General features: G+C 61.9%; 9 protein-coding genes and 1 pseudogene. 4 read left to right on the forward strand and 6 right to left on the reverse strand.

The window, feature by feature from the left end; genetic code table 11:
• Positions 1-4 precede the first annotated feature (4 nt).
• The gene (gene trpC, locus BM036_RS13380; protein ID WP_091853281.1) at positions 5-817 is read left to right on the forward strand and encodes an indole-3-glycerol phosphate synthase TrpC; all 813 of its coding nucleotides are present in this window, start codon (positions 5-7) and stop codon (positions 815-817) included.
• A 25-nt stretch (positions 818-842) separates the two neighbouring features.
• On the opposite strand, the gene BM036_RS13385 is transcribed toward trpC, so the two are convergent.
• Both BM036_RS13385 and BM036_RS13390 read right to left on the reverse strand, forming a co-directional pair.
• Positions 843-1,451 carry a DUF4202 domain-containing protein gene (locus tag BM036_RS13385; protein ID WP_091853170.1) on the reverse strand — a complete coding sequence of 203 codons (609 nt, stop codon included), beginning with the start codon at positions 1,449-1,451 and terminating at the stop codon, positions 843-845.
• 4 nt (positions 1,452-1,455) lie between these two features.
• Entirely contained in the window at positions 1,456-2,073 is a 618-nt protein-coding gene (locus BM036_RS13390) for a glutathione S-transferase family protein (protein WP_091853172.1), read from the reverse strand.
• A 349-nt stretch (positions 2,074-2,422) separates the two neighbouring features.
• On the opposite strand from BM036_RS13390, the gene BM036_RS13395 reads away from it, so the two are divergent.
• Complete coding sequence (locus BM036_RS13395; RefSeq protein ID WP_091853173.1) at positions 2,423-6,445, forward strand: hypothetical protein; 4,023 nt, start codon at positions 2,423-2,425, stop codon at positions 6,443-6,445.
• Between the two features lie 2 nt (positions 6,446-6,447).
• Here BM036_RS13395 and BM036_RS13400 read toward each other — a convergent pair whose 3' ends face one another.
• The 3 genes and pseudogenes from BM036_RS13400 to BM036_RS13410 all read right to left on the reverse strand — a co-directional run.
• Entirely contained in the window at positions 6,448-7,188 is a 741-nt protein-coding gene (locus BM036_RS13400) for an alpha/beta fold hydrolase (protein WP_091853175.1), read from the reverse strand.
• Positions 7,189-7,213: 25 nt separating this feature from the next.
• Complete coding sequence (locus BM036_RS13405) at positions 7,214-8,311, reverse strand: M14 family zinc carboxypeptidase (RefSeq protein ID WP_091853177.1); 1,098 nt, start codon at positions 8,309-8,311, stop codon at positions 7,214-7,216.
• Between the two features lie 141 nt (positions 8,312-8,452).
• Positions 8,453-9,448: pseudogene (locus tag BM036_RS13410) on the reverse strand (tryptophan--tRNA ligase); the annotation flags it as partial.
• Positions 9,449-9,581: 133 nt separating this feature from the next.
• Between BM036_RS13410 and BM036_RS13415 the strand changes: the two are divergent.
• Together BM036_RS13415 and BM036_RS13420 are read left to right on the forward strand one after the other, a co-directional pair.
• The gene (locus BM036_RS13415) at positions 9,582-10,373 is read left to right on the forward strand and encodes a pseudouridine synthase (protein WP_245742630.1); all 792 of its coding nucleotides are present in this window, start codon (positions 9,582-9,584) and stop codon (positions 10,371-10,373) included.
• Positions 10,374-10,380: 7 nt separating this feature from the next.
• Positions 10,381-11,121: a glutathione S-transferase family protein gene (locus BM036_RS13420; protein WP_091853182.1), complete on the forward strand. Its 741-nt coding sequence runs from the start codon at positions 10,381-10,383 to the stop codon at positions 11,119-11,121.
• A gap of 40 nt (positions 11,122-11,161) precedes the next feature.
• Here BM036_RS13420 and BM036_RS13425 read toward each other — a convergent pair whose 3' ends face one another.
• A complete protein-coding gene (locus BM036_RS13425) occupies positions 11,162-12,100 on the reverse strand; it encodes an alpha/beta fold hydrolase (RefSeq protein WP_177186063.1) in 939 nt (312 codons plus the stop codon).
• Positions 12,101-12,142: the final 42 nt, after the last annotated feature.

The raw sequence follows: 12,142 nt of genomic DNA on the forward strand, positions 1-12,142 counted from the left end.
CACCATGACTGACCGACACAACGACCGGACTCCCACCATCCTCCGCAAGATCGTGGACCGCAAGTGGGAAGAAATTGACGAGCGCAAACGCACCAGTTCCCTGGCCGACCTCAGGGCCATGGCGGGCGATCAGCCAGCTGCACGGGGTTTTGCCCGGGCGATGGCCGACCGGATAGGCCAAAGCAAGCCTGCCGTGATCGCCGAGATCAAGAAGGCATCCCCCAGCAAGGGCGTCCTGCGGGACCCGTTTGATCCGCCAGCCATTGCCCATAGCTACGAGGAGGGCGGCGCTACCTGCCTGTCGATACTCACCGACCATGACTTCTTCCAGGGTCACGAGGACTACCTGAAAGCGGCCCGGGCCGCCTGCAGCCTGCCGGTGATCCGCAAGGACTTCATGGTGGCGCCCTACCAGGTATACGAAAGCCGTGCCATCGGCGCCGATTGCATCCTGCTGATCGCGGCCTGTCTGACCAAAGACCAGATGCAGGAACTTGAGGGCATTGCCCACGACATCGGCCTGGATGTGCTGGTGGAGGTTCATGATGGCGAGGAGATGGACGACGCCCTCACCCTGAGCACTCCCCTGGTGGGCATCAACAATCGCAACCTGCACACCTTCGAGGTGTCACTGGACACCACCTTCGACCTGCACCAGCGCGTTCCGTCAGACCGCCTGACCATCACCGAAAGCGGCATCCTCACGCGTGAGGACGTTACCGCCATGACAGAGCGGGAGATTTACGGTTTCCTGGTGGGTGAATCGTTCATGCGGGCCCCTGAGCCCGGGGAAAAACTGAGGGAACTGTTCGACTGATTGTTCCGGACAGATCGAGGGGCTGTCAGCCCCCCTCAAGCGCTTCCTTCAAAACCGCCTGCAAGTGGGCTGGCATGGCGCCGGCCAGCTGCAGCGCTGCCTCACGGGCCCGGGGCGTCATCTTCTCCCAGGTGCGGCGTACGATTCGCAGCCACTTCTCCTTGTCGAAGTCCGGGTTATCCTCATAGAAGTCCGCAAAATAGCGCTCCAGGAACACCATGCAGGCCACGTCCTCCAATAGCTGCGTGTCGGGGTCATTCCGCAGCTCTCGCTTGGTAAGGATAGTGGCAACCCGCTGGCACTCCGCTTCTGCATAGCCGCACTGTGCCATGATGTCCGCAGCCCGCTCGCCATGGAAGCGGCCACAGTCCTGTCGCCACTGGTAATACCCCTTGCGCCCTTCTGGAAAATCCGCCCGGGGCCTGGTCCAGCGTTCGATGTGCTGGGCCCGGCAGGCGATCTGCATGCGTTCGGACGGCTGTGCCTCCAGGGCGAACAGCCAGCGGGTCATGTGCAGGCTGTAGGCGTATTCCCGGGGCAACGTCTGGCCGTCCACAGGTTCCATGTTCGGGTCCTGGCAGTTGGCCCGGTCGATGGCATCGAGGGCACAGGCCAGGCCAGTATCCTTTGTCATGCCATCAGACCTTTGCAGAGGGACGTTCCTTCATGTGGTCGTACCAGGCCTGCAGGTTCTTCTGCTCCGGGCTGATACGGATCTTGACCACCTTCGCGAAATCCAGCACGCACAGGGCGGTGATGTCGGCGGCAGTAATGCTGTCACCATAGATGAACTTGCGCCCTTCCAGGTGCCGGTCCAGAAAGTCCATAAAGCTGGCAGCCTGCTTGCCCGCCTCCTCGCCCCACTCCGGAATCGGATTCATCCGGTCCTTGAAGTAGCCGGTGCTGTGCTGGAAACACATACCGGTAGGCACGAAGAAGTAGTAGTCCAGCCACCGCTGCCACTGGTCCAGCTGCGCCTTCTCCAGCGGCGTGGTCCCCATCAGGGGCGTGGTGTCCGGGTACTGCTCCTCGAAATAGAGGCAGATGGACATGGTTTCGGCAATGCAGTTGCCGTCATCCAGCTGCATCACCGGCACCTTCTTCATGGGATTCATGGCCTGGAATTCCGGGGTCAGGTTCTCCCCTTTCTGCAGGTCCAGTTCCACAAATTCCACCTTGTCCAGCAGGCCCTTTTCAGCCAGGAACATGCGTACACGACGGGGATTGGGGGCCGTTTTCGTCTCGAAAATCTTCATGGGTGAGTACACCTCGACTGTTGTTATGAATCGTTGTGACTGGCCGGTTTCCCTTCCGCCAGCGCAGGGTCAGGAATCTGCCACAGGTTGGCCTGTTCCGGGGAACCCGTCAAGGCACCGGCCGCGCTAAGTGCCGTCCCAGACGCCATGTCCACCAGTTTTACGACATTGTCTCCGACAGGAGACACCACGGGCAACGGATGGCCCGAGGATGCCTGATTCGCTACCTGTTTTGTGAATCTGGCACCGGGTATGCCTCCAGTCTGACTGCGCTGCAGTCCCGTCCTTTCCAAAGGACAGGTGTCGCATTCAACGACATTTTTCAATACAAGAAATGGAGGGCGTTCGGATGGACACCAAAAACACCCAGTCACTGATCAAGCAATTCAAGCATCGTATCCACCAGTTTGAGGGTACCATTGCAAAGCTTGAAAAAACCGCCGGTAAAGAGACTCTCCCCAGGGAATCCAGTGCCGAGGTTCGTAAACACCTTGCCAGCCTCAAGGGCGAATTGCAGGAGATCATCGCCGAGGCAGAGTCCCTGCCGGATGTTGCCGATGCCTTGGGCCTCTCCCCCCGCCCTGACCCGGAGCCGATCGAAACCGGCAAGGTGGTCAAGGCTACGCAGTTCAAGAGCTCGGACCTTGAGATAGAGCCCGCTGAAGGCACCTTCCTGACGCCGCTGGCTGAAGGCTGGCCCCGTTCCGGCCAGGTGATCCGTAACAACAAGCTGATCACCAAGACCATGGTCGGCAAAGTTCGTCTCACCGTCCATAACGAGGCCAAGCCCTCTCAAGGCGTTGCCGCTGTACCCTTTAGCGTGTCCGCCACCCCCGCCGACGGCGGCAAACCCATGGTACTCAAACGGGGCACCACCAACCGGCAGGGCTACGCAGCGGTAGACCTGCGCAGCCTCGCGGTGGAGTCCGTGAGTGAGCTTGCCATCGAAATCGACGGTGCCGGTGAGCCCATCCGCCATGTCATCGATAAGGACAGCATTGCTACCCACCGGGATCTGGGCATTGCCCATGATATCCGGATACGCCCGGAAATCCTGGACCGACTTCGGCTACCCGAAAGTGGCGAGGTGGAGACAGAGGGAACCATCGAAGACCCGGATGACATAGACTATGAAATCTCGCCGGATTCCTTTGGCCTGAACCATGAGGAAAACGACGGCAACTGCTGCCTCCGGCCCCGCACCGAGTTTGCCTCCCGGCAGTACTATTTCCGACAGCTTATACGGGTGCAGGAGCCACACCTGATGGCCTCCAGTCGCGTGATAGAGCGGGAGGACGTCCGCGCGCCGGTCCCCTTTGGCGACGACACCGCCTCCACCTACGCCATTACCGGCGGCAACCTTATCCTGGGCACAGTTAGCCTGTACCGCCAGGGCTGGTACCCCATCGGCAGGGGGCTGGGCGAGCTACTGTACTCCCTGTCACTGGCACCCTGTGAGCACGTGAACCTGGCGTTTATCGACTGGAGCCGGCAGGAACGGGACACCCGCCAGGAATCCCGCACGGCATCCGAACAGCTGGACCACGACATGGACCGGGACCGGTCCATTGAAGAGCTGGTGGACTCGGTTCTGGAAGAAAACCAGAGTGGATCGTCGTCCAGTGGCGGTGGCGGCGCCAGCCTGGACCTGGGCATCTTCAGTATCGGTGGCGGCGGGGGCTCTACCAGTAGCTCGGCTTCCGGACGCCGTAACCTGCAGGCCTCCACCATCCAGAATATTTCCGACAGTATCTCCCAGCGAAGCTCTGCCTTGCGATCACAGCGGGCAACGGTAGTGACCACCTCAACCCAGCGGGAGTCGGAACGCATCCAGACCCGCACGGTGCATAACCACAACCGCAACCATGCCATGACGGTGCAATACTTCCAGGTACTTTCCCACTACGCCATCAAGACCGAGCTGGTGGAAGAAAAGCCGGTGGTGATGGTGCCCTACCAGGTGGACCCTGCCCTTTTCGACACCATCCCCAGCTTCGACAAGTTTGTGGCAGCGCCATCACGGCCCATCACCCGTTTCCTGGACCGGCATTCGCGCCTGATCCGCCGCCTTGCCCCCGGTAACTATCGCCGGGCCTTCGAGTCCCTGTCACGGCTGCTGCATTGCCGGGATGTCTATGACATCGAGACGCCCTACGCCACCTTGTCCCGCTGGGAAATCCGGCTGAGCAAGGCATACCGGCCAGGCCTGCGACTCTACATTGAGACCGACAGCGGCCAGACCGTGCAACTCTACCCCTCTGGCAACAGCCGCGAGCCGGTATATTTCCAGTCCTCGCCCGTGCGCCACGATGATATCCGCGGGCTGACCATTACCTTCGACCCGGTGGCGGCAGCGGAGGGTATGTCACGGGACCTGCCGGGCCTTTTCGGCGATGCCTTCGGCGACCTGCTTGAGCAGCTCCAGGCGCACCAGCTGGATGATGTACAGGTATCGGTGGTCACTGACCGTTCCCGCTTCCTGCCGCACCCACAGAGGTTCCGTCTGGGGGTTGATGCCGTTGACGCCCGGCTGGACACCTCTAACCCCTCGATCTTTATTGCCATTGAAGAACCTGAGCCCGATTTCAGCCGTTACCGGGGCCGGGAGCACCAGGATTACTGCGCGCTCAAGGAACTGATTGCCCATATCCAGAGCCAGCCCATGCGCTACATCCGCGCCATCTGGATGAGTGAGGATCCCGACCGGCGGGCCATGCGGTTTGACCGCTTCCGCTTTGAAGGGGATTCGCTGCTGGACCGCATCGTGAACCGGCCGGTGGGCGTGCTGGGTAACTACGTGGCCTTCGAGCTTCTCCAGGGCCACAAGCTGGTGCCGGTGGAAATGCCCGACCACCTGGTCTCCCGCCGCGTGGTCAGCGTGCCTACCCGCGGGGTATTTGCCGAGGTGTTCCTGTCCTGCTGCAATGCCACCGAGAAACGGGACGTGGAGCGGTTTATCGACCCGGATCAGTCCTGCCAGATCACCGCACCCGAGATCACCGGCGTCTCTCCGGGATCCCGGGCCAGTCGCAGTGACACCCGGCCCACGGACTTCCCGGCTCCCATGGTTAACATCCAGAACCCGCCGGCGGCTCCGGATCCTTCTGCCATGTCCTCGGCACTCAGTGTGCTGAGCACCCCGGACATCTTCCGGGACCTGACCCGGGGCGCGGAGCTGCTGCAGTTTATCGAAAGCGCCACCAAGGAAGCCTTCACCAGCACCCGCCAGCACCGCGCCGCCATGGACGCCATTGCCGGTGATGTGGTACGCGGGCTGGTCTCTGCCTATACCGGTGTGCCCATCCCCTCCGGTAGCGGCTCTTCCGGAAAGTCCGGCCAGTCGTCAGGGCCTGGTAACGTTACCCCGACCTCCAGCGGTTCCGGCGGCAGCGGCAAGACACTGACAGCACCGATAACCACCTCCAGCAACAACCCGGCCCTGCAGAGCCTGACCAGCGACCGGGTGCGGCAAAGCTCGCCGGCCCAGCTCAGCGATCACCTGCAAACGATCCAGCGAGCCGTGGAGCGGGGCCAGTTCACCCCCGAGCAGGGCCAGTCCCTCGGCCGCTACCTGTACGGCCAGGTGGACGACCAGAGCGGCATCATGCTGGCCAGCTATAGCCCCGGTGGGATCGAATCAGAGCCCCTGGGTACCACCACACGCACCGTGGACGTCAAACTGAGGTGCTTTATCCCCTCACAGGCCGTTTCGCTTCAGGTACCGCTCACCGACGACTACGGCGGCGACAACCGCAGCTTCTCCTACGACCAGGGCAGCCACCGGGTCCAGGTGCATCAGCGTCTGACCTTCGGTACAAGCCACCCCTGGCCCAGGGTGGAGGCAGCGCCCGGCGCCCCCGGCGGTGGTTTCAGCTTTGGTGAGACGAAGGCCTACAGCCAGGGTGACACCGAAAACGTGGCCGGCAAGCCCTGGTGGTGGAAGCGGCTCAAGGACGGGGCGGCTCCTTCTGACACAGCAACACTGGGCCGTACCGACGACAACCTGCATGCGGTTGCCTCGTACGACTACGCCCAGACCGCCGAGAGCCATTGGTCCCAGGGGCCGCTGGCCGCCAAGGTATACCTGCGGGTGGACGCACCCAACCCGCTGGTAGACAGCGCGCCGGCCATCAACGCCGATCTCTGGCTACAGCTCAAGGAGTATAACGGCAAGCTCTACTATCGCCTGACCGGCACCCACGACGGTTTCCCGGCCTATGAGCTCTATGTGGACGAATGCCTGGTGTATAGCCATGATCCGGAAGCGGAAGGCCAGTCCCCCCTCTCCCTGTTCCCTCCATCGGAGTACACGGTGAACAAGGAATGGCAGGTGCTGGATTGTGAGGAGGATGACCCGACAGTCGAGGTATAGCCCTAGCCCGGGCATTGCTCGATGAACGCCATGAGTTGCTGGATGATCCACTGCGGATCATCCAGCACCAGGTCGTGCCCCGCATCCGGGTGGACCATCAAGGGCCATTGCCAGCGTCGGGCGAGGGTACGGCTGCAGTGCCAATGCACAATGCGGTCGCCGGCACTGGCAAGCAGGAGGGCTCGGGCCGCTGGCGCCGCAGAGCAGGGACGGTAGCTGACGGCAGCCCGGAGCTGGGCGACGGCGTTACGGAAGGTCACTGGCCGGCGTTGCTGAATATGGAGCCAGCGATGATGAACCTCCGGTGTCACTGGCCGATTGGAGGTCAACGCGAGTATACCCCGCTCCCGCACAGTCGGAGTTCGCCTGGCCATCAACCCCAGCGCTTTACCGAGGGCGCCGGGCCTCATACGCTGCCACGGTGGACTGAAGCCGGTACTGGTATTGATCAGCACCAGCTGGCCTACTCGCTTCGGTTCGGCCTGGGCCCAATCCAGGGCCACCATCCCTCCCATGGAAAGCCCCAGCAGGCCGATGGGGCCCTCGATCGGTGCAGCGCACGCCTGCACCTTCTGGCGAATATCGGCGATAGTAGCAGGAGACACCTCGCGGAAATGCTCTCCGGTGCCGGGCAGGTCGATGACGTGGAACCGATGCCGGGGAAACGCCGTCTCTAACCGCTCCCGGAAGTCACCCCAATGCGCCTTCTCACGGGTCAGGCCCCGCAACAGGATCCAGTCCAAGGTGTTGCCTCCTGCGGGCATGGCCTCAGGCTTCCCGGTACCAGTGGGTCAACGCTGCCTCCCGCAGCATCCGGGCCTGATCCCCTGTTGGCAGCCAGTTTCCGTGGCTGACTGCGGCATGAACGAGGAAGTCCATCAACAAAAGGTGGCTACGAAGCACCCGCTGATGGCGGTGGGGCACCAGCGGATTGAAGAAGCCCTCCATTTGGAACAGTTGCCGGGGACGTTTCCGCAACCAGCGCCAGGAGCCCATTTCCAGGGTCAGGGGAATGAAGGTACCGGTGCCCTGGCGATTCACCTGCTTGTAGAAGTAATCCCAGAGATCGCCGTGGGTCAGGTAATGGGCCGACTGGGGCTCGAACACATAGCGGTGGTTGGGGTAGGCCTGCTCCCAGAGCAGCTTCAGGGCCATCACCGAATCAATGCGGCGCATCGGGCGGCGGCGGTAGGCATAGGGGAACCAGATCTGGTCCTGCCATCCGAAGCCGGAGTGACAATCGAGGGCCAGACTGAATGGCCTGCCGGGGAGCAACTCGTCAATCACCGATTTCAGGGCTTCACTTTCCGGCTCCATACCCTGTTCAGGCTCGCCGGTGTACCAGGGAAGCCTTGGCGAAAGCCGCTGCCCCCCAAGGAGGAAGGTGCTCTCGCCCTGGGCAATGATCGGCGCATTGCGCATCAGGTCCACGCCGGCAGGGTTCGCCCGCTGGTTCAGGAACATTCCTCCCGGGTTGAGGATCGGCAGCGCGACAATCCGCACCCGGCCCAGCAGTTCCCTGAGATGATCATCCCAGAGCAAGCGGGCCAGCAGGCTGGCCAGCCAGGCGATAACGACCTGCGTGCCGATGCGTTCCAGTCCGTGTACGCCGCCCACCAGCAAAACAACCGGTGCGTCCTCGGCCAGGCTTCCAATATCGATGCGGTAAACCGGCAGCACCAGGTCCCGGACCTCTATCCGGGTCAGTACCTGGCTCTGGATGTCCTCCGGGGCTTCCGCCAATAGACGCTCCAGCTGGACCAGTTCCGGCAGGAAGGTACGAATGGCCCGCCGCTGGTGATTGCTGCGCCGTTGTTTTTCCGCAGCGACAGCCCGATGGCGGGTCAGCTGCTTCAGTTCAGTCACGGCGGGCCTCCCGGGTTGGAACAGACCCCCTATCATGACCGGCCACCAAGTCACTTCTGTGACACCGGGACTACGGACTTACACCTGTGCCCTCATGCCCCTGGCCAATCACCGGCAAATATCTCACCCCGCGATGGGCCCGATACCCACCTTGCGGCGCACATCTGCCATCAGCGGTGTCGCATAGTCGCGAGCCTTTTCTGCACCCTGCTGCAGGATACGATCCAGCTGGGCCGGGTCGTCCATCAGGGTGTTGTAGGTCTCCCGCATGGGCGCCAGTTCGTCATTGATCAGCTCGAACAGCTGTTTCTTGGCTTCACCCCAGGCAATACCGTTGGCGAACTCCTGGCGCATGGCGGCCGTTTGCTCCTGGCTGGCGAACGCGGAATAGATGGAGAAAACCGCACTGGTATCCGGGTCCTTGGGTTCACCGGGTTCGAGCAGGTTGGTCTTGATCTTGTTGATGGCCTTGCGCAGCTTTTTCTCACCCTCGAACAGCGGAATGGTGTTGTTGTAGCTCTTGGACATCTTGCGACCGTCCAGGCCCGGCAACACCATGGAAGACTCTTCAATGACCGCCTCGGGCAGTGTAAAGGTCTCACCAAACAGGTAGTTAAAGCGCTGAGCAATATCCCGGGCCATCTCGATATGCTGGGTCTGGTCACGGCCCACGGGGATTTTCTCGCCGTTGAACATAAGAATGTCCGCCGCCATCAAAATCGGGTAGCAGAACAGCCCCATGGTGATGCCGCGATCAGGATCAGCGCCCTCGTTCTCCTCGTTCTCCTGCACCGCCGCCTTGTAGGCATGGGCCCGGTTCATCAGTCCCTTCGCGGTGACGGTGGTTAGTACCCAGTTAAGTTCGGTGATTTCCGGCACATCGGTCTGACGGTAGAAGGTTACTTTTTCCGGATCCAGGCCACAGGCCAACCAGGTGGCGGCGATAGCGCGTACCGATTCCTGAACCCGGGCCGGCTCCTGGCATTTGATCAGGGCGTGGTAGTCCGCCAGGAACAGGAAGGACTCACTCTGTCCCTCTTCGCTGGCGCGGATAGCTGGTCGAATGGCGCCGGCGTAGTTGCCCAGGTGGGGGATGCCCGTGGTGGTAATACCCGTCAGTACTCGTGTCTTGCTCATGATGATCGCGCTATTCCGGATGGGGTGAAATCAGTGGTCAGAAAGAAAGCAGAACCATACCCAAAGCAGCGCCAGCCGGCAAACGGATTGATAGGTCGCAGGCAGTGAAAGCGGTATCATGGCGACACACGCCATGACTCTGAGAATCGCTGTCCCCATGCCCCAGGAAACCCTGCCACTGATCTATCGGGATGACCACATGGTCGTTGTGGACAAACCCGCCAACCTGCTGGTCCACCCCAGCGAGATTGATCGCAGGGAAACCCGCTCTGCCATGATGATCCTGCGGGACCAGCTGGGACAATGGGTGTGGCCGGCACACCGCCTGGACCGCCCCACTTCCGGATTGCTGGTATTTGCCCTGGACCGGGACTGCGCCCGTGAACTGGCGATGGCCTTCCAGGAGCACCGGGTGCGCAAGGAATACCTGGCGATCGTTCGTGGCCATCCGCCCCTGGGCGGCATTATCCGTCATGCCCTGACGGTGAAGGATGACATGGGTTCCCGCCGTAATACTGACGCCGAACCACAACCGGCACTGACCCTTTACCATCGCCTGGCCCATGCCACCGCGGACTGGGCTGCGGACAAACGCTATTCCACCAGCCGCTACGCCCTGGTGCGCTGCCGCCCTGCCACTGGCCGTCGGCACCAGCTACGCCGCCACCTCAAGCACATCAGCCACCCCATTATCGGCGACAGCAGCTACGGCAAGGGCCCCCATAACCGTGCGTTTGCAGAAGCGTTTGGCGAGAGCCGTCTCTATCTGCACGCCAGTGACCTTTGGTTGAACCACCCGGTAACCGGGGCACCTATTGCCCTCTCGGCCCCACCACCGGATGCATTCCTCAGGGTCGCCGGGGCATTCGGCTGGGGAGAGTCTGCTATGATCAGACACGGTCAGGCCCACGTCACCAAGGAGTAACCTGGACATGCCTCTGAAGCTCTACCAGTTTGCCATCTCCCACTATTCGGAAAAGGTCCGTTGGGCACTGGACTTCAAGGGCATCGGCTATGAACCGGAGTACCTGTTACCCGGCATGCACGGCAAGGTAATTCGTGGGCTGACCGGAGGAAAGGCCACGTCAGTGCCCGTACTCGTGGACAGTGGCAAGGCCATCCAGGGTTCGGTCGAGATACTGGACCACCTCGACAGCGCATTTGCGGATAACGCCCTGCTTCCGGAAGCGCCTGATGAGCGGGCCTCGGCCCTGGCGTGGGAGAAACGGCTGGATGAAGAGGCCGGCCCGGCGGTTCGTACCTTTGCCTACCATCACCTGCTGCAGCGCCCGAAGGTAGTGGCGCCACTGTTGACGGCAAAAACGGCGTTCTGGAACCAGTACCTGCTGCGGCTGGGCTTCAGTCGCGTGGATGAAACCATGCGGGAGCTGATGAACATCAACGAGAAAACTGCCGCCCGGGCGCAGACCGTGATCGAAAGCCTGCTGGAAGAGATCAATGCTGTCTACCAGGAGGGCCGGTACCTGGCAGGCCCAGGTTTCAGCCGGGCGGATATGACTGCCGGGGCCCTGTTTGCACCGCTGTTCATGCCATCGCAGTACCCTGTGCCCTGGCCAAGGCCCGGGCGGCTGCCGCCGGGACTGCGAGAATGGCACCAGCAGAAGGGTTCCCTGCTGGAGCCCGTTGCCAATTGCTACCGGAAGCACCGCTGATACGGCAACGCCACTTTGGCATGGCCACACGGGAAGTGAGTCAGGGCTCGGGATGACGCTGGAGGAACCGATGCCACAACTGTGCGGATTTCTCCGGCACCTCCAGCATGGGCACATGGCCCACGCCTTCGAGCAGGACCACCGTGCTGTCCTCGATGCCTGCAGCAAACACCTCAGCGTTTTCCGGCGCCAGTACCCGGTCCCGCTTTCCCCACACGATCAGGGTGGGCGCTTCAATGGCTGGCAGGATACCGGAGAGGTCCAGCTGCTCCCCGGATGAAAGGATGGCATCGAAAATCTGGTCATTGACGGATTGCCGAGCCATGGCCTGCTCCTCCATGACCGAAGTAATAGGCCAGGGCGCAAACGGTCGCTGCTCCATCACGAAATCCATCAGCTTGTCGAAATCACCAGGTTCACGAACCACCAGCGGGTTGTGCCCCTCTGCCAGGGCTTCGTCCAGTTCGGACGGATAGCGGGTAGAGCCGGCAGGATCAAACAGGGCTATGGTCCGCACACGATCCGGGTAGCGGCTGGCAACATAGGCCGTGATACCGCCACCCATTGAGTTGCCAGCCATATCTACCTGCTCAATGCCAAGGCGGTCCAGCAGCCGGATAAGAGTGGCGGCCTGGGCCTCGACCGTGTATGCGTCTGGGCCGGCGACGCTGCTATCGCCGTGGCCGGGCAAATCCGGGATCACCAGGTGGTAGTCATCGGGAAGGTGGGCCGCCATGCGCACCCAGTTGTCCTTGTTGGCTGCGAACCCATGGACCATTACCAGGGCCCTGGCGTCAGATGGCCCGCGCCGGCTGAGATAGGTTACGGAGAGTTCCCCCAGGGTAGCTTCCGCCAGTTGCAGACCAGCCTCTTCACGCTCCTCAGCGATCAGCCACTCGTAGAGATCATAACGGGAACATCCGGTCAGCAGCACTGCTCCCAGCAGTGCCGCCAGCCATGCCAGCCGGCTGCGTTTCATACCATCCTCGTATTGTCCGGTCCGCCTGGCAAGCTGGCGCAT

Source organism: Marinobacter segnicrescens, from assembly GCF_900111555.1.
In the GTDB taxonomy this organism is placed as follows: Bacteria; Pseudomonadota; Gammaproteobacteria; order Pseudomonadales; family Oleiphilaceae; genus Marinobacter; species Marinobacter segnicrescens.